This is a genomic window from Streptomyces sp. MMG1121 (genome assembly GCF_001280015.1).
Classification (GTDB): Bacteria; Actinomycetota; Actinomycetes; order Streptomycetales; family Streptomycetaceae; genus Streptomyces.
This window is the reverse complement of sequence record NZ_LGDV01000262.1, coordinates 25672-42911: the sequence shown is the minus strand read 5'-3', so window position 1 is coordinate 42911 and position 17240 is coordinate 25672. Positions and strand designations below refer to the sequence as shown.

General features: G+C 72.8%; 11 protein-coding genes and 1 pseudogene. 7 read left to right on the top strand and 5 right to left on the bottom strand.

The features are described 5' to 3' along the window. Window positions 1-36 precede the first annotated feature (36 nt). Window positions 37-318: a DUF1232 domain-containing protein gene (locus ADK64_RS41175; protein ID WP_053667379.1), complete on the top strand. Its 282-nt coding sequence runs from the start codon at window positions 37-39 to the stop codon at window positions 316-318. Between the two features lie 29 nt (window positions 319-347). Further along, window positions 348-1091, top strand: a complete 744-nt coding sequence (locus ADK64_RS41170) for a 2-phosphosulfolactate phosphatase (protein ID WP_053667378.1) — start codon at window positions 348-350, stop codon at window positions 1089-1091. A 155-nt stretch (window positions 1092-1246) separates the two neighbouring features. On the opposite strand, the gene ADK64_RS41165 is transcribed toward ADK64_RS41170, so the two are convergent. Continuing rightward, on the bottom strand, window positions 1247-2650 hold the full coding sequence (locus ADK64_RS41165; RefSeq protein ID WP_107093236.1) for a hypothetical protein: 1404 nt from the start codon (window positions 2648-2650) through the stop codon (window positions 1247-1249). A gap of 324 nt (window positions 2651-2974) precedes the next feature. Here ADK64_RS41165 and ADK64_RS41160 point away from each other — a divergent pair, with 324 nt between their 5' ends. Together ADK64_RS41160 and ADK64_RS41155 are read left to right on the top strand one after the other, a co-directional pair. Beyond that, window positions 2975-5473: a SpoIIE family protein phosphatase gene (locus ADK64_RS41160; protein WP_053667377.1), complete on the top strand. Its 2499-nt coding sequence runs from the start codon at window positions 2975-2977 to the stop codon at window positions 5471-5473. 83 nt (window positions 5474-5556) lie between these two features. Continuing rightward, window positions 5557-8295, top strand: coding sequence for a SpoIIE family protein phosphatase/ATP-binding protein (locus ADK64_RS41155; RefSeq protein ID WP_199829856.1), 2739 nt, complete (start codon window positions 5557-5559; stop codon window positions 8293-8295). A 286-nt stretch (window positions 8296-8581) separates the two neighbouring features. On the opposite strand, the gene ADK64_RS41150 is transcribed toward ADK64_RS41155, so the two are convergent. Beyond that, the gene (locus ADK64_RS41150) at window positions 8582-10420 is read right to left on the bottom strand and encodes a glycoside hydrolase family 15 protein (protein WP_053667376.1); all 1839 of its coding nucleotides are present in this window, start codon (window positions 10418-10420) and stop codon (window positions 8582-8584) included. 186 nt (window positions 10421-10606) lie between these two features. Here ADK64_RS41150 and ADK64_RS41145 point away from each other — a divergent pair, with 186 nt between their 5' ends. Both ADK64_RS41145 and ADK64_RS41140 read left to right on the top strand, forming a co-directional pair. Then, window positions 10607-10813 (top strand): hypothetical protein, encoded by a 207-nt coding sequence (locus tag ADK64_RS41145; protein ID WP_053667375.1) that lies wholly within the window; start codon window positions 10607-10609, stop codon window positions 10811-10813. Between the two features lie 133 nt (window positions 10814-10946). Then, window positions 10947-11608, top strand: a pseudogene (locus ADK64_RS41140) (FAD-dependent oxidoreductase). A gap of 15 nt (window positions 11609-11623) precedes the next feature. On the opposite strand, the gene ADK64_RS41130 reads toward ADK64_RS41140, so the two are convergent. The 3 genes from ADK64_RS41130 to efeU all read right to left on the bottom strand — a co-directional run bounded on the left by ADK64_RS41130 (window position 11624) and on the right by efeU (window position 16276). Continuing rightward, window positions 11624-12775: a HoxN/HupN/NixA family nickel/cobalt transporter gene (locus ADK64_RS41130; protein WP_199829855.1), complete on the bottom strand. Its 1152-nt coding sequence runs from the start codon at window positions 12773-12775 to the stop codon at window positions 11624-11626. A 160-nt stretch (window positions 12776-12935) separates the two neighbouring features. Further along, window positions 12936-14207, bottom strand: a complete 1272-nt coding sequence (gene efeB / locus ADK64_RS41125; protein ID WP_053667477.1) for an iron uptake transporter deferrochelatase/peroxidase subunit — start codon at window positions 14205-14207, stop codon at window positions 12936-12938. A 38-nt stretch (window positions 14208-14245) separates the two neighbouring features. Then, on the bottom strand, window positions 14246-16276 hold the full coding sequence (gene efeU / locus ADK64_RS41120) for an iron uptake transporter permease EfeU (RefSeq protein WP_053667372.1): 2031 nt from the start codon (window positions 16274-16276) through the stop codon (window positions 14246-14248). Window positions 16277-16523: 247 nt separating this feature from the next. Between efeU and ADK64_RS41115 the strand changes: the two genes are divergently transcribed. Then, window positions 16524-17186 (top strand): DedA family protein, encoded by a 663-nt coding sequence (locus ADK64_RS41115; RefSeq protein ID WP_053667371.1) that lies wholly within the window; start codon window positions 16524-16526, stop codon window positions 17184-17186. The last annotated feature ends 54 nt before the right edge of the window (window positions 17187-17240 follow it).

Sequence of the window (17240 nt, the reverse complement as noted above, 5' to 3'; positions counted from 1 at the left end):
GGGCAGACAAGCGCAAGCAGGCCGAAAGGAGGCGGCATGGATTCCACGACCACTCTGCTGGTGGTCGGCGCCGTCATCGCGGCGGGGCTGCTCGCCGTCGCGGTCGGCCTGCTGGTGCGGCTGGTGCGGGCGCGGAACACGCTGCGGCGGGCCGGGCTGCCGACGGGCCCGCGCTGGGTGTTCTGGGGCGCGGTGGCGTATCTGCTGCTCCCCACCGACCTGCTGCCCGACCCCGTCTACCTAGACGACATCGGCGTCCTGCTCCTCGCACTGCGCAGCCTGCGCGCCGCCCGGCCACTGCCGCCGACCGACCTCTGAACGAAGGCCGGGTGCCGCATCATGGAGCGATGCAGCCCGAGTTCACCGGGATACCCGGTACCCCGGCCGCTCCGGACGTCGCCGTGGTCGTCGACGTCATGCGGGCGTTCACCGTGGCCGCCTGGGCGTTTTGGCGGGGCGCCGAGCGGATCGTGTTCGCCGGTACGCAGGAGGAGGCCTTGGAGCTGAAGGCCGCTCACCCCGGCTGGCTCGCGTTCCAGGACGGAGCGCCGGTGCCGGGGTTCGACCTGGCCAATTCGCCCGCCCGGCTGCGCTCGCTGGACGTACGGGGCCGTACGGTCGTGCAGAAGACAACCGCCGGGACGGCCGGGGCGCTGGCCGTGGCGGACGCCGGGCTGCTGCTGTGCGCGAGCTTCGTGGTGGCCGGCGCGACCGCCGAGCTGCTGCGGCGGGCCCGGCCGCAGACGGTGACCTTCGTCGTCACCGGGGACGGCGGGCGGGCCGAGGAGGATCTCGCCTGCGCCCGGTACATCGCGGACCGCGTCCGCACGGAAGACACCGATCCGGGCCCCTACCTCGACCGGGCCCGGCGTTCCGAGGCCGCCGCACGGCTCGCCGAGGGCGTGCGGCGCGGCTGGGCGGGTGTGCACTCCGAGGACGTGACGATGTGCCTGGAAGCGGATACCTTCCCGTTCGCCATGGCGGCCGCCCGGGTCGACGGCCACCTGGTTCTGCGTCCGCGTCCGGTGCACGCCGCGGCAGCGGAGCCGGACGGGGGCGCGGCGCTGGGCGAAGCCGACGGAGGCACGTAACCGCGCAGATCCCCCGGGAGGCACGGAACCGGCCGAAGCCGACAGAAGCACGCAACCGGGCAGATCCCGCGGGGCGCTGAGCTGGGCGGAGCCGGACAGGGCGCGTGACCGGCCCGCCCGGCGAGCCGAACCAAGCCCGGGCCGTGGGCGCACGGTCAGCCCGCGTCGTCGAGGCGGCCGCGGCCCGTGAACAGGCCGGTCAGCAGGACCGCCAGCGCGGCCAGTGCGGCGAGCGCGGCCGCCGTGAGGGCGAGCCATGGCGGGGCCAGGGTCGCGTCCCACAGCCGGGACGGTTCCGGCAGGCCGAGCCGGTCGCCGAGGAACTGCCCGACGGCGAGCGCCGCGGTGACGCCGAGCGCGGCCGTCGCCGCGACGAGCCTGACCTGTGCCGTCCGGGCGGGCAGGGCGAGAGCGGGCAGCACACACAGCCCCGAGGCGAGCGCGGTGGCCACGTGGACGCCCTGGGGCAGCCCGGCCCAGAAGCGCGGGACGTAGGCCACCCCGCACAGGAGGACGAGCAGTGCGGCGCCACAGGCGATCCGCGCGGCGACCAGAGAACCCCGGCCGACCCGGTCCGGGTCCCGGCGCCCGCCCTGGTCCGTCGCCGGCCGGTCCTTCGTGAGCAAGCGCTTCGCCGACCGTTCCTTCGCGGGCTGATCCTTCGCCGGCTGGTCATCGGCGGACCGGTCCCGCGGACCGGCGGCCGGCGCTGCCATCGCCTCGGGCACGGACACGGGCACGGACACGGACACGGGCACGGATACGGCCTCGGGCACGGCCTCGGGCACGGACACGGCCTCGGGCGCTGCCTCCGCGGCCACGGCGAACTCGGGGTGCGCCGACTCGGGCCGCGGGCGGATGTCGCATCCGGTGCGGTTCGCGGCCAACCGGCCGATCAGCTCGGCGAGTTCCTCGATGGGACGGTTGGCGGCGGCCGCCCGCACGGCGGCCTGCCCGCAGTGGGGCTCCACGGGTGAGCTGTACAGCAGCTGCATCAGCCGGGTGACGTCCTCCAGCGGACGGCTCGCGGCGGCGGCACGGATCGCCTCGTCGGCGCTGTCGGTCCCCCGGGGCGGTGTGGTCAGCAGGGTCACCAGGCGGGCCAGATCCTCCACGGACCGGTCGACGCCGATCGCGCGCAGCGCGTCCGTCGTGGCTCCGGCGTGCTCGGGCGAGTTCTCCAGCAGCGTGATGAGATGGACGACGTCCGCGAGGGGACGGTCGGCCACGGCCGCGTGGACCAGGCCGCGCAGGGGATCTCTGTACGGCGGTTCGCCGTCGTGCAAGGCCGCGTGGACCACCCCGGTCTCGTCACGGACCTCGGGCGGGTGGGAGACCGCGGGGGGAGCCACGTACACAACCCCGTACAGACCCTCGTGCGAGACCGCGTGGGGACCCTCGTCCGGGCTCTCGTGGTGGGGAGCTTCGGAAATCGGCGTCGAGGACGGCGCGGTCGGCCGCAGCAGAAGGTGCGGGGACGGGGTGCGGACGCCGTTGGGGACCTGTGCGGAGGAGGCTATGAGGGCGTCGTCAGGGGGGTACGGAGAGCGGGTCGTCATCTCGGCTCCAGTCGACGGGTGCGGCCACATCTGCGCCGCCGCACACGGCCGCGACATTACGCAATCCATTACTAGGAGCCGCCCGATGGGCCCGCCACCTGGACGACCTGCGGCTAGGCCACGTGAGTGGCCGCGCCGCCGGCCGTCACCCCGCCCGTCAACCCGGCCGTCGTTCCATCTGCCGACCGGACGAGGCACTCCCCTCCCCACCCGCCCAGGTGGGCTCCAGGCTCCTCCCCACCCGCCCAGGTGCGTTCCCCGCTCCTCCGGGCGCATTCTTGCTGTGTCAGCCACCCGGAAGGCGTACAGGACGAGGTAGGGCCGATGGCTGGGAGCGGCGACGAGCAGGTGGTCCGTGCGCGGGCCAGGCTGGCCGCGCTGCTGGCCGACGCCTCGACCGCCGCCCTCGCTGCGGCGACCGGCCGGGGCGCGGGCGTGTACCTGCGCTCCGGCACACCGGGCCTGCTGCGTCTCGCGGTGCTCGCCGGGCTGCCCGGACCGCTGTTCCGCCCCTGGTGGCGGCTGCACGTCGCCCGCCCCTTCCCGGTGGCCGACGCCTACCGGCTCGGTGTGCGGGTGGTGCTGGCGAACGCCGCCGAGACGGTGCGCCGGTATCCGCAGTTCGCCGCGGGCCTGCCCTTCCCGTTCGGGTCGGTGCATGTGCCGGTGCCGGGCGGGCGCGAGCCGCTCGGCGTGCTCATGGTGCTGCGCCCGGCGGTGACGGACCTGACGGAGGAGCCGCTCGACGAGGAGCTGCTCGCCCGGCTCGCCGAGGGGCTCGGCACCGAGCTGCTGGCACTCGCCGCCGGAGATCCGAGCGCGATCGTCTGGGAGACCGAGCCGCTGTGCGTACGGCCGCCAACGAGCCGGCCCGCGCAGCCCGTGGTAGGGCGGTTCAGCTGGCATCCGGTGACCGGCGCGGTGCGCGCGGACGACCGGCTGCACGCCCTGCTCGGCCTGCGCCCCGGCCAGTTCGCGGGGACGGACGCGGCGTTCGCGGACGCCGTCGCCCCGCTCGACGCGGAGCGGATCCTGGCGGCGTTGCGCGACACCGCCGCCGGAAAACCGCCGGGCGCGCCGCTGAGCCTGCGGGCCCGGGACGGCACGCCGCGGCTGCTGGACCTGTGGCCGGCGGCCGAGGACGCGGAGGCGGAGCGGATCGGCGGGGTGGTCCTCGCGCCCGGCCCGGCCGCGTCCGCGGACGGCGCGGCCGACCTGCTGCCGCAGGGGGTGTTCTGCCTGGACCGGCTGGGGCTGATCGTGTACGCCAACGAGGCCGCGGCCCGGCTCACGGGACGGGACCGGGGGTGGCTGCTCGGGCGACCGCTGTGGGAGGCGATGCCGTGGCTGGCCGGTCCGCCGTACGACGACCATCTGCGCGGCGCGCTGCTGGCCCCGGATCCGGTGCACTTCCATGCGCAGCGTCCGGTCGGCGCTGGTGAGCAGCCCGACGGGGGCGGCTGGCTCGCCGTGTCCGTGCATCCCGGTGCGGACCTGCTGACCTGCACACTCGTCCCCGCCAGCCGGCTGGACACGCCGGGCGGGCCGGTCCCCGAGGTACATGTGCCCGAGGATCCTGCCGACCACTCGATGGCGCCGCTGTACCGGCCGATCGCCCTGGCCATCGCGCTGACGGACGCGGTGACCGCCCGTCAGGTGGCGGCGGTGGTCATGCAGGAGCTGCTGCCCGCGTTCGGCGGCCGGCGTCTGGCGATCTATCTGCTCCAGGAGCGGCATCTGTATCTGGCCTGGGAGAGCGGCTTCCCGCAGGGGTTCCTGGCCCCGTTCGAGGGGGTGGGCCTCGACGCACGCCTGCCCGGCGTGGAGGCCCTGACCACGGGCCGGCCGCTGTTCTTCGAGTCGATGCAGTCGCTGACGGCCGCCTATCCGGGCATCCCGCTGGACGCCGACGAGGGCGCCCGCGCCTTCCTGCCGCTGATCGCCTCCGGCCGGTCGGTGGGCTCGTGCATCCTGGGCTTCGACCGTTCACGCCACATCAGCACCGAGGAACGTACGGTCCTCACCGCGCTCGCCGGGCCGATCGCGCACGCCATGGAGCGGGCGCAGCGCTACGACAGCGAGGCGGCCCTCGCCCGCGGGCTCCAGCAGGCGCTGCTGCCGCACCGGCTGTCGGCGCACCCCCGGGTGGAGACCGCGGCCCGGTATCTGCCGGGCACGCAGGGCATGGACGTGGGCGGCGACTGGTACGACGTGGTCGAGGCCGGTGACGGGCTCGCGCTGGTGATCGGCGATGTGCAGGGGCACGGGGTGCAGGCGGCGGCCACGATGGGCCAGCTGCGCAGTGCGGTGCGCGCGTTCGCGCTGGGCGACCGGCCGCCGGACGAGGTGATGAGCGGCACCAACCGTCTGCTGATCGACCTCGACCCCAGTCAGTTCGCCAGCTGCTGCTACCTGCGGCTGGATCCGGCCACCGGCCGGGCGCTGGTCGCCCGGGCGGGGCACCTGCCGCCGCTGCTGCGCTGTCCCGACGGCCGTACCCGGCTGCTGGACATCCCCGGCGGTGTCGTCCTCGGCGTGGATCCGCACGCCCGGTACCCGGTGGCCGAGCTGCTGCTGGAGCCGGACGCGATCCTCGCCCTGTACACGGACGGGCTGGTGGAGCAGCCGGATGCCGACATCGACGACGGCATCACGGCGCTGCGGCTGGCGCTCGCCGGGGCCGTCGCCGGGCGGCGCGGCGGGCGGTCGCTGGCCGAGGTCGCCGACCGGCTCACCGCCACCGCGCGGCACGCCGCCGACCGCCCTGACGACGTGGCGCTGCTGCTCGCCGCCCGCCGTTCTGCTCCCCCGTCCCGCCCGTGACCGGATCGCGCCGTCGGGGGCGACGGCCGCCACTCCAGGCGACGCTCTCGCCTGACGGGGCTGCGCAGTGTAGACATGGGCACATGGTGCGACTGCCCGGCCGGAACGCGACCCGGCCGCCCCGGACGTTCGGGCACCCGCGCGCACCGAAGGACCCGACGCCGGACGGTTCGGGTACTCCCGACGGCCGGGTGGGTGTGCTGCGGTCCGCGGTGACGGGACGCAGCGTCGCCGGACAGGTCTTCGTCCTCCAAGTGGTGATCGTGCTGCTGCTGGTCGTCTCGGCCGTGGTGGCTCAGGTGCTCCAGGTCCGGCACGACAGCGACACCGAGGCGCAGAACCGTTCACTCGCGGTCGCCCAGTCGTTCGCCAACGCGCCGGGCACGGCGGCCGCGCTGCGCACCGCGGATCCGACGGCCGTGCTCCAGCCGAAGGCCGAGGCCGTGCGCAAGGCGACCGGCGTGGACTTCGTCGTCGTGATGAACACCGACGGCATCCGCTACACGCACCCCAAACCGGACCGCATCGGCAAGAAGTTCGTCGGCACGATCGCCCCGGCGCTGGCCGGGGGCACGGTGGTCGAGCACGTCAACGGCACGATAGGGCCGCTCGTGCAGGTCGTGGTGCCGGTGAAGGACAACGCCGGCAAGGTGGTGGGCCTGGTCTCGGCGGGGATCACCACGGCGCACGTGGGCGGGGCCGCCGCCCAGCAACTGCCGCTGCTGCTCGCGGCGGCCGCCGCGGCCCTCGTGCTCGCGACCGGCGGCACGGCCCTGGTCAGCAGACGGCTGCTGCGCCAGACGCACGGCCTCGGACCGTACGAGATGACCCGGATGTACGAGCACCACGACGCGGTGCTGCACGCGGTCCGCGAGGGCGTGCTGATCGTCGGCGACGACGCCCGGCTGCTGCTCGCCAACGACGAGGCGCACCGGCTGCTGGACCTGCCGGCGGACGCCGAACGGCGCAGCGTGCTGGAGCTGGGCCTGGACGACGAGACGGCGGCGCTGCTGGCCTCCGGGCGGGTGGCGACGGACGAGGTGCACCTGGTCAAGGACCGGCTGCTGGCGATCAACCAGCGCCCCACCGATCTGCGCGGCGGTCCGGCGGGCAGCGTGACCACGCTGCGCGACTCGACCGAGCTGCGCGCCGTGTCCGGCCGGGCCGAGGTGGCGCGCGAGCGGCTGAACATGCTGTACGACGCCGGGGTGGGCATCGGCACCAGCCTGGACGTGTCGCGTACCGCGGCGGAACTGGCCGAGCTGGCGGTGCCCCGGTTCGCCGACTTCGCGACCGTGGACCTGTTCGACGCGGTGCTGCACGGGGAGGAGCCGCGGCCGGGCACCGCGCTGCGCCGCTCGGCCGCCGCCGGTGTCCGCAAGGACGCCCCGCTGTACCCGGTCGGCGAGCACATCCGGTTCGTGGCCACCTCGCCGCAGGCGCGCAGTCTGACCACCGGGCAGTCGGTCGTGGTGCCGCGGCTGCGCGACGCGCCCGGCTGGCGCGCGCAGGACCTGGAGCGCACCGAGCAGGTCGTGGAGTACGGCATCCACTCGCTGATCACCGTGCCGCTGCGCGCGGGCAGCCTGGTGCTGGGCGTGGCGAACTTCTGGCGTTCGGAGAAGCCGCAGCCGTTCGACTCCGAGGAGCTGGCGCTCGCCGAGGAGCTGGTCGCGCGGGCAGCGGTGTCCATCGACAACGCCCGCCGCTACACCCGCGAGCACAGCATGGCGGTGACCCTGCAGCGCAGTCTGCTGCCGCGCACGCTGCCCGAGCAGGGCGCGCTGGAGATCGCCTACCGCTATCTGCCGGCGCAGTCCGGGGTGGGCGGCGACTGGTTCGACGTGCTGCCGCTGTCCGGGGCCCGGGTGGCGCTGGTGGTGGGGGACGTCGTGGGGCACGGGCTGCACGCGGCGGCCACCATGGGCCGGCTGCGCACGGCGGTGCACAACTTCTCGTCGCTCGATCTGCCGCCCGACGAACTCCTCGGTCTGCTGGACGAGTTGGTGGGCCGGATCGACCAGGACGAGACCTCCGTCGACGGCGCGGCGGCGATCATCGGCGCGACCTGTCTGTACGCGGTCTACGACCCGGTCTCGCGGCGCTGCACCCTGGCCCGGGCCGGCCATCCGCCGCCCGCCCTGGTGCGTCCCGACGGCAGTGTGGAGTATCCGGAGGTGCCGGCGGGTCCACCGCTGGGGCTGGGCGGGCTGCCTTTCGAGACGGCCGAACTGGAGCTGGCCGAGGGCAGCCGGCTGGTGCTGTACACCGACGGGCTGGTCGAGGACCGGGACCGGGACATCGACGAGGGCCTGGAGCTGCTGCGCGACGCCCTGCTCCGGGCGCCGGACGCCTCTGCGGAGGAGACCTGCCGCACGGTGCTGGAGCGGCTGCCGGCCCGGCCGAGCGACGACGTCGCGCTGATCGTCGCCCGGACCCGGGTGCTGGGCGCCGACCGGGTGGCGCAGTGGCAGGTGCCGTCCGATCCGGCGGCGGTGTCCCAGGTACGGGCCTCGGTGACCGGGCAGCTGGCGGAATGGGGGCTGGCGGAGCTGGACTTCACGACGGAGCTGATCCTGAGCGAGCTGGTCACCAACGCCATCCGCTACGGGCGCGGTCCGATCGGGGTACGGCTGCTGCGCGACCGCTCGCTGATCTGCGAGGTCTCCGACCGCACCACGACCTCGCCGCATCTGCGGTACGCGGCGAGCACCGACGAGGGCGGCCGGGGCCTGTTCCTGGTCGCGCAGCTCGCCGACCGGTGGGGCACCCGCTACACCCCGCACGGCAAGATCATCTGGGCGGAGCAGCCGCTGCCGTAGAGCGCCGCGGGAACGGTGCTGAGGACACACCTGGATACCGGGGATGCGCCCGGTGCGCTTCGGCCGACCGTCCGGGGGCGGAGATCGCCGCCGCGATCACGGCGGCCGGCCCGGAGCCGGATCCGGTGGAGGACGAGGGCCGGCGGACGGCGATGCGGAGTTCACCGCGTTCGCCTCGGCCGTCGTCGGCAGCCGACTGCGCGGCGACCGGGCGCGGGTGGACTCCGCCGGGCCGGTCCCCGGTTCCGGTTCCCGGTTCCCGGTTCGGCTGCGCGAAAGCCGTCGTTCAGCCGAGGGCGCGGTCGAGGTTGAACGCGGCGCTGATCAGGGACAGATGGGTGAAGGCCTGCGGGAAGTTGCCCTGCTGCTCGCCGGTGCGGCCGATCTCCTCCGCGTACAGGCCGAGGTGGTTGGCGTAGGTGAGCATCTTCTCGAAGGCCAGCCGGGCCTCGTCGACCCGGCCCGCCCGGACCAGGGCCTCGACGTACCAGAAGGAGCAGATCGAGAAGGTGCCCTCGTCGCCGCGCAGCCCGTCGGGACTGGCCTGCGGGTCGTAGCGGTAGACGAGGGAGTCGGAGACCAGGTCCTCACCGAGGGCGTCCAGGGTGGACAGCCACTTGGGGTCGGTGGGGGCGACGAACTTGGCGAGCGGCATCATCAGCAGCGAGGCGTCCAGCACGTCACCGCCCTCGTACTGCACGAAGGCGCCCCGCCGCTGTGACCAGCCGCGGTCCATGATCCGCCGGTAGATGGTGTCGCGGGCCTGGCCCCAGCGGGGCAGGTCGGCGGGCAGTCCGCGCCGGTTGGCGAGGCGGATGGCCCGCTCGATCGCCACCCAGCACATCAGCCGCGAGTACAGGAAGTTCTTGCGCCCGCCGCGGGTCTCCCACACGCCCTCGTCGGGCTGGTCCCAGTGGAAGCACACCCAGTCGACCAGCTGGCACACGTTGTCCCACTGCTCGCTGGAGATCGGCTGGGCCCACTTGTCGTAGAGGTAGATCGAGTCGATCAGGGCGCCGTAGATGTCCAGCTGGAGCTGGTCGGCGGCGGCGTTGCCGACCCGGACCGGGGCGGAGCCCTGGTGTCCCTCCAGATGCGGCAGTTCGCGCTCGGGCAGCTCGGTGCGGCCGTCGATGCCGTACATGATCTGCAGCGGGGCGGCGCCGTCGGCGTCGCAGGGGCTGACGTGGGTGGTCAAAAAGCGCATGAAGGCCTCGGCCTCGCCGGTGAAGCCGAGCCGTAGCAGCGCGTAGACGGCGAAGGCGGCGTCGCGCACCCACACGTACCGGTAGTCCCAGTTCCGCTCGCCGCCGAGCTGCTCGGGCAGGCTGGTGGTGGGGGCGGCGACGATGGCGCCGGTGGGGGCGTAGGTCAGGAGCTTCAGGGTGAGGGCGGAGCGGTGCACCATCTCGCGCCAGCGGCCCCGGTAGCGGGACTGGTGCAGCCAGTGCCGCCAGTAGGCGACGGTGGCGTTGAACTCGTGCTCGGCCTCCATGCGGGCACAGCCGCGGGGCGCCACGGCCTCGCCGACCTGGTCGAGGGCGAACACCGCGGTCTCGCCCTCGCCTAGCTTGAAGTCGGCGCGCGCGTCCCGGGCGTCGCACTCCAGGGTGACGGTGGAGGTCAGCGCCAGGGACCGCTCGGCCGACTCGAACAGCACGGTGCCGCCGACGGTGCGCAGGGTGTGCGGGACGGCGCCGTAGTCGAAGCGCGGGGCGATCTGCGCCCGGAAGGGGACGGTGCCGCGGACGCAGACCACGCGCCGGATCAGCCGGTGTCGGCCGGCCTCGCCCGGGCCGTCGGTGGTCACGGGCATGAAGTCCTGCACCTCGCCGACGCCGTCCTCGGTGAAGAACCGGGTGATCAGGACGTTGGTGTCGGGGAAGTAGAACTGCTTGGTGCGTGCGGGTACGGCCGCGGCCAGCTCGAAGGAGCCGCCGCGCTCGGCGTCGAGGACGGCTGCGAAGACGCTGGGCGAGTCGAAGGACGGGCAGCAGTACCAGTCGATCGTGCCGTTGGTGCCGACCAGGGCCACACTGCGCAGGTCGCCGATGAGTCCGTGCTCGGCGATCGGCAGATAGCGCGGGCCGGGGCGGGTGTACTCGGCGAACGGGGTCTCGGCCATCTGCGGCCTCCCGGTGAGCGGTGCGAGATGTCTTCCAGCTTAGGAGCGCGTGCTCTTCCATGGTGCGGGAAGACGTCCCCTGCGCGTCTGAAGATGCAGGGTGCGCCGTGGCGGGCAATGGTGGGGGTGTGCCCCGTTCGGCGGCACCGGCACGGATGCGGTCATCCGGACCGAGGAGGAGGCATCATGTCGACAACCACACCCGACGAGTCCCGGTCGTCCGACGACCACTGCACCCCGGACGCCCTGCTTCACACCGCTCCTTCCCAGGACGTCACCGCGGAGGACCTGGTGATGGCGGCGGGCAGGGACGTCACCCCGAAGAACCTCGACTGGGCCCGCCGCAAGCTGGACACGGAGGGCCGGGCGGCCATCGAGAAGCTGCTGCCGTAGGGCGTCCGGAGAACCGAGGCACCGACAGGGGCACCGGGCCGCGTGCCGGCATGCGGCCCCGCCCCGAACGCGGGCGACTTCCGGTGGCGGCGAGCCCTTACGGACCGGGCCGGACGGCTGTCAGACTCCCGAGATGCCCGACTTCGACATGCTCGTCATCGGATCCGGACCCGGCGGCCAGAAGGCCGCCATAGCCGCGGCCAAGCTCGGCCGCCGGGTCGCCGTCGTCGACCGCCCCGACATGCTCGGCGGGGTCTCCCTGCACACCGGCACCATCCCGTCCAAGACACTGCGCGAGGCCGTGCTGTACCTGACGGGGCTGACCCAGCGCGACCTGTACGGGCAGAGCTACCGGCTGAAGGAGGAGATCACCGTCGCCGACCTGACCGCGCGCACCCGGCACGTGGTCGGCCGCGAGGTGGACGCCGTCCGCAACCAGCTCGCCCGCAACCAGGTGACGGTGTTCTCCGGGACCGCCCGCTTCACCGACCCGCACACGGCTTCGAGGCGGGGGTGGCCCGGTACCGGGAGCTGGCCCGCGGGCAGATCATCGGTGACTCCCACGGGATGCTGAAGCTGCTGGTCTCCCCGGTGGACCGCACCCTGCTCGGGGTGCACTGCTTCGGCTCGGGCGCGACGGAGCTGATCCATATCGGGCAGTCCGTGATGGGCTGCGGGGGCACGGTGGACTACCTGGTCAACGCGGTGTTCAACTATCCGACGCTGGCGGAGTCGTACAAGGTGGCCGCGCTGGACGCCACGAATCGGCTCCGCCAGATCGACCGGTTGGACTAGCGCCCTTCACGGGGCTCAGTCCGCCGACTGTTCCGCCAGGCCCGCCGTCCACTTCTCCTCGATACGGCCCGCCTTCCACACCAGCAGGGCGATGGCCCAGGTGACGAAGAACAGGCCGACGATGACGAAGCCGACGGTGTTGAGGTCGAGGCCGGAGATCCAGTCCCAGAACGCGCCGTGGAGGTCCAGCTTGTCGGCGAGGAGGCCGAGGAGTTCCACGGTGCCGATGATCAGGGCGACGGCGACGGACAGGCCGGTGATGGTGAGGTTGTAGTAGACCTTGCGCACCGGCTTGGAGAAGGCCCAGCCGTAGGCGAAGTTCATGAACGAGCCGTCGATCGTGTCCAGCAGCGACATGCCGGCGGCGAACAGGACCGGCAGGCACAGGATGGCGTACCAGGGCAGGCCGGAGGCGGCGCCGGAGCCGGCGAGGACCAGCAGGGCGATCTCGGTGGCCGTGTCGAAGCCCAGGCCGAACAGCAGGCCCAGCGGGTACATCTGCCACGGCTTGCGGATCGAGCCGGTGACCCGGCCGAGCAGGCGGTTCATGAAGCCGCGGTTGTTCAGCTGGTGCTCCAGGGCGGCCTCGTCGTAGTCGCCGGAGCGCATCCGGCGGAACACCTTCCAGATGCCGGCCAGGATGACGAGGTTGATGCCGGCGATGAGGTAGAGGAAGGCGCCGGAGACGGTCGTACCGATCAGGCCGGTGACCTCGTGCAGACGGGAGTTGTCGTCACGGACCGGGCCGGCCAGGGTGCGCATGCCGAGCGAGAGCAGCAGGGCGAGGCCGAAGACGATGCTGGAGTGGCCGAGGGAGAACCAGAAGCCGACCGACAACGGGCGCTGTCCCTCGCCCATGAGCTTGCGGGTGGTGTTGTCGATGGCCGCGATGTGGTCGGCGTCGAAGGCGTGCCGCATGCCCAGGGTGTACGCCGTGACCCCGATGCCGATGCCGAAGGACTCCTTGCCGACGCTGAAGTGCTGCGGCGCCACGATGCCGGCCAGGATGCCCCAGCCGATGACGTGCAGCGCGAGGACGAAGCCGGCCATCCCGCCGACCCTGACCCACTCCTGCCGCGTCATCGAGCCGCGGACGCGGTGCCAGGCCGACGGCTTGCCGCCGGCCTGGGCGGGGAGGGATGGAGCGGAACCAGGGGCGGCCGTCATCGGGAGGGTCTTTCCTTCGGTGATACGGGTGCGGCTGCATCATGCAGCCTCGCGCCATCCTCTCCTACTTGCAACTCATGTGCAGTAAAGGGAGCGACAGGCCTTTCCCATGGAAAAGGAAAAGAAAAGGGAAAGGCCTGCCCTTGACCTGGAGTTTCGGTCAGGCGGAGAGCATGCCCCGGCCCAGCCAGTCCTTGGCGTCCCGTACCCCGGGCAGGGCGAAGAAGTAGCCGCCGCCCGTCGGGGAGATGTAGTCGACCAGGGGCTCGTCGATCAGCCGGGTCTGCACGGCCTCGAACTGGCGCTTGACGTCCTGCTGGTAGCAGCAGAACACCAGGCCCATGTCGAGGTTGCCGACGTTGTCCACACCCCGGTCGTAGTTGAAGCCGCGGCGCAGGATGCGGGAGCTGTCGCTCTTCGCGGTGCGCGGGTTGGCGAGGCGGATGTGGGCGTCCAGCGGGATGGCGTTGCCCTGCGGGTCCTTGGCGTACTGGGGGATGTCGGTCTCCTTGGCGCCGTCGAGCGGGGCGCCAGTGTCCTTGCGGCGGCCGAACATCAGCTCCTGCTCGCTGAGCGAGACGCGGTCCCAGAACTCGACCAGCATCCGGATGATCCGGATCACCTGGTAGCTGCCGCCCGCGGTCCAGGCCGGCTCGCCCTGGCCGTCGCCGACCCAGATCAGCTTGTTCGTCTCGCGCGCGGAGTTGACGTCCGGGTTGGCGATGCCGTCCTTGAAGCCGAGCAGGTTGCGCTGGGCGCCGGTGGGGCGCGGGGCGTTCTGGAAACCGTCGATGCGCCACTTGATCTGCATGGCGCCGCGGGTGTGCTTGGCGATGTCGCGCAGCGCGTGCAGCACGGTGTCCGTGCTCTGGGCGCAGATCTGCAGGGACAGGTCGCCGTGGCACTCGGCCGCGTTCAGGTTGTCGTTCGGGAAGGTCCGCATCGGGGTGAGCCGGGCGGGCCTGGCCTTGGCGAGGCCGTAGCGGTCGTCGAAGAGGGAGGCGCCGACGCCGACGGTGACGGTGAGGCCGTCCGAGGGGACCTCGGGGCCGAGGATGCCGTTGTCGGAGGGCGGCGCGCCGACACCGAGGTCGGTGGGGGTGCCGCCGGAGGTGAGGAAGCGGGCCCGCTCGGTGATGGTCCTCAGCAGGTCGGTCAGGCCCGCCCGGTCGTCGGCTATGACGTCCAGGGAGAGGAACGTGGCGGCGGCCGGTGCGGCGGTGACGATGCCCGCCTGGTGGGTGCCGTGGAAGGGGACCTTCATGGCGCCGTCGGCGTTCGCGGGCTGCGCCTCGGCGGTGCCGCCGCTCTCGCCGAGGGCGAAGCCGCCGCCGGCCAGGACCGCTCCCGCGGCACCGGCGCCCAGCGCGCTCCGCACGAAGGAGCGGCGGGCGGGGCCGACGGGGCAGGTCGGCGTGTCGGCGGAGGACATCGGTGGGTTCCCTTCGGAGTACGGGTGCGCGGCGGTCATCAGGCGGACTTCCGGATCTCGAGCAGGTCCGGGACCACGGAGAGGTCCTCCAGCAGCTGGCCGGTGGCGCCGTTCAGACGCTGCCGGTCGGTCGCGTCGAGCTTGTCGACGGGCGTCCAGTGATCGCCGTCGTGGGCGGCGTCCAGCAGCTTCTGCACGCGGGCGATGTCCGCGTCGACGGTCGGGAGCAGCTTGGGCGCGCGCGGGGTGAGCAGCGGCTTGAGGACGGTGAGCAGTTCGCGGGTGCCGGCCAGGTTGGCGTCGGCGGTCGCGAGGTTGGTGCCGCTGCCCTCGTCGGTGTCGCCGGTCAGCTCGAACTGGAGGGTGTTCTCCAGGATCTCGTGTGCGCGCAGCGGCAGGTCGCCGGGGTCGAAGTCCTGGCTGGGGAAGGCCTTGCGCAGCCCGTCGGCGTCCGTGGTGAGCTGCTGGGCGGGGCCGGTCAGGTCCTTGGCCGACTGGCCGTGCCACAGGCCGTACTCGATGCGGTGGAAGCCGCTGAAGTCCTTGTCCTGGTCGCCGTCCGGCAGTCCGTCGGCCCGGCCGTTGATCTTCTTGTCGAAGTCCTCGAAGGTTCCGTAGGCGGCGCCGAGCGAGGAGTAGGTGCGGTGCGCGGTGAGCCAGTCGGTGCGGGCCCTGTCCAGGTGGTTGCCCGAGATGTCGTCGGCGAGGGTGCGGGTCTGGGCGACGAGGGTGGCCAGGCCCTGGCCGACGTACGTCTTGTACGCCTTCAGGGGTGCGGCGAGGTCCTGCTCGGAGACGGGCACGACCGGCTTGACCGCGCCGCCGCCGCTGACGCTGACCGACTTGGAGGTGACGGCCTTGCCGCCGGTGGGGACGCAGCGCCAGGCGTAGGTGCCGCCGGCGACGGTGGCGACGAGGTCGCGGGTGGTGCCGGGGGCCAGGCCCTCGATCTCGCCGTAGACCGCGTTGGTCGAGGGGTCGACCAGGTACACCTCGGAGGTCTTGCCGCCGGTGTTGCGCATCTGGAAGGTCTGCCGGCCCGGCTTGGGCGCGGTGAAGCCCTTGCCGCACTCGGTCTCGGAGACGGCGACGGTCTGGTCCCCGGCGGGCTTGGGCCGGGCGAGGGCGACGACGAGGCCGGCGATGACGGCGGGTACGGCGACCACGGCGGCCGGCAGCACCCAGACCGGGCGGCGCCGCGCGGGCCGGTCCGCCTTCGGCTCCCGCGCGGGGCGTTCCCTGGCCGGCTTCGGGGTGGCGGTGCGTACGCCGCGCACGAACAGGGTCATGACGACGGCGAGGTAGGCGACGTAGGCCACCACCTGGAGCCAGGTCATGGTCGGGGTGAGGTTGAGGACGCCCTGGAGGAGCGTGCTGTACCAGGAGCCGGCGTCGACGCTGTTCGCGAGGTCGAAGGCGTAGGCGGTCTTGCCGGGCAGCACGCCGCCTTCCTGGAGGTCGCGCAGGCCGTAGCCGAGGACGCCGGCCGCGATGACGATCAGGACGGCGCCGGTGGCGGTGAAGAACTTCGTCAGGTTGATCTTCAGCACGCGGCGGTACAGGCCCCAGCACAGGGCCGTCGCGAGGACCAGGCCGACAGCGGCGCCGGTCAGCGGGCCCGCGGACTCGCCGGCCGCCTGGGCGGTGGTCCACAGGAACAGGGCGGTCTCCAGGCCCTCACGGCCCACCGCGAGGAAGGAGGTGAGGATCAGCACGCCCGAGCCCATGGCGAGCGCGCCGGTCACCTTCTCCTTCAGTTCGCCGGACAGGCCGCGGGCCGAGCGGCGCATCCAGAACACCATGGCGGTGACGAACGCGACGGCGATCACGCTGAGGGTGCCGCCGAACGCCTCCTGGGCGGTCTGCGGCATGGAGGCGGCGGTGAAGGTGAGCACCGCGCCGAAGCTCATGGCCACCGCGACGGCGGCCAGGACACCGGTCCACACCTGGGGCAGGCGCGCGCGTGCGTCGGCCCGGACCAGGGTGGCGATCAGGATGGAGACGATCAGTCCGGCTTCGAGTCCCTCCCTCAATCCGATCAGGAAACTCGGAAACGCGTCGTCCCACATGACCTGCGGCCCTCCCAGACTTACTTAGTGAAGGCATGCCTAACCTTCGCGGACCATCATGACTACGTCCGTGTAGCCAGTCAGTCATGAACGGGCAATGGCCGGGTAAAGGCCGGGAACGATCCGCTCTCCGCGTTCGTCTTCAGTCCGGTCGACCGTCTACAAATATGTAGTCGGATGTAGTCGAGAGGTACTCCCGGAAGAGCCGGATGTATCCCGAAGAGAGCCGAAGGAAAGGCGTACGGCGATGGCCGCTCCCCCACACCTGGCATCGCAGCTCGCGGTCAACGTGCTCGACGCCCACTCCCTGCTCGCCGCCTTCGGTGTGCTCGGCGTCGGTGTGGTGCTCTTCGCCGAGACCGGCCTGCTGATCGGGTTCTTCCTGCCCGGGGACTCGTTGCTGTTCACGGCGGGCCTGCTGTGCACGGGCTCCGCCGACCGCGGGCTGCACCTCTCGCTCGGTCCGCTGCTCGGCGCGGCGGCCGTCGGCGCGCTGGCCGGCGCGCAGTGCGGGTTCCTGATCGGCCGCAAGGCGGGCAGTGCGCTGCTGGCCCGCAGCCGGTCGGCGAAGCTGCGCGAGGGCGCGCACCGCGCCGAGGAACTGCTGGAGCGGTACGGCTACGCGAAGGCGATCGTGCTGGCCCGCTTCATCCCGGTGGTGCGTACGGTGCTGAACCCGATGGCGGGCGCGCTCGGCGTACCGGCCCGGACCTTCACCCTCTGGCAGATGGCGGGCGGACTCGTGTGGAGCCTCGGCCTCACGCTCGCCGGATACGCGCTGGGCTCCTCGATCCCGAGCATCGACACGTACCTGCTGCCGGTGATCGCGCTGATCGTCGTCGTGTCCCTGCTCCCGCTCGCCGCCGAGCTGCTGCGCGCCCGCAAGGCCGCCGGCAAGGCCCGCGGATGAACCTCGCTCCGACGGGCTCGTCCGCCGACCGACGACTGCGCGGGAACGTGTCGG

Excerpts from the sequence above, each read along its gene's own strand:
- ADK64_RS41160 (WP_053667377.1), top strand. The coding sequence starts at position 2,975 with ATGGCTGGGAGCGGCGACGAGCAGGTGGTCCGTGCGCGGGCCAGGCTG.
- efeB (WP_053667477.1), bottom strand. The coding sequence starts at position 14,207 with ATGTCCTCCGCCGACACGCCGACCTGCCCCGTCGGCCCCGCCCGCCGC.
- ADK64_RS41145 (WP_053667375.1), top strand. The coding sequence starts at position 10,607 with ATGTCGACAACCACACCCGACGAGTCCCGGTCGTCCGACGACCACTGC.
- ADK64_RS41155 (WP_199829856.1), top strand. The coding sequence starts at position 5,557 with ATGGTGCGACTGCCCGGCCGGAACGCGACCCGGCCGCCCCGGACGTTC.
- ADK64_RS41115 (WP_053667371.1), top strand. The coding sequence starts at position 16,524 with ATGGCCGCTCCCCCACACCTGGCATCGCAGCTCGCGGTCAACGTGCTC.
- ADK64_RS41130 (WP_199829855.1), bottom strand. The coding sequence starts at position 12,775 with ATGACGGCCGCCCCTGGTTCCGCTCCATCCCTCCCCGCCCAGGCCGGC.
- ADK64_RS41170 (WP_053667378.1), top strand. The coding sequence starts at position 348 with ATGCAGCCCGAGTTCACCGGGATACCCGGTACCCCGGCCGCTCCGGAC.
- ADK64_RS41175 (WP_053667379.1), top strand. The coding sequence starts at position 37 with ATGGATTCCACGACCACTCTGCTGGTGGTCGGCGCCGTCATCGCGGCG.
- ADK64_RS41150 (WP_053667376.1), bottom strand. The coding sequence starts at position 10,420 with ATGGCCGAGACCCCGTTCGCCGAGTACACCCGCCCCGGCCCGCGCTAT.
- efeU (WP_053667372.1), bottom strand. The coding sequence starts at position 16,276 with ATGTGGGACGACGCGTTTCCGAGTTTCCTGATCGGATTGAGGGAGGGA.
- ADK64_RS41165 (WP_107093236.1), bottom strand. The coding sequence starts at position 2,650 with ATGACGACCCGCTCTCCGTACCCCCCTGACGACGCCCTCATAGCCTCC.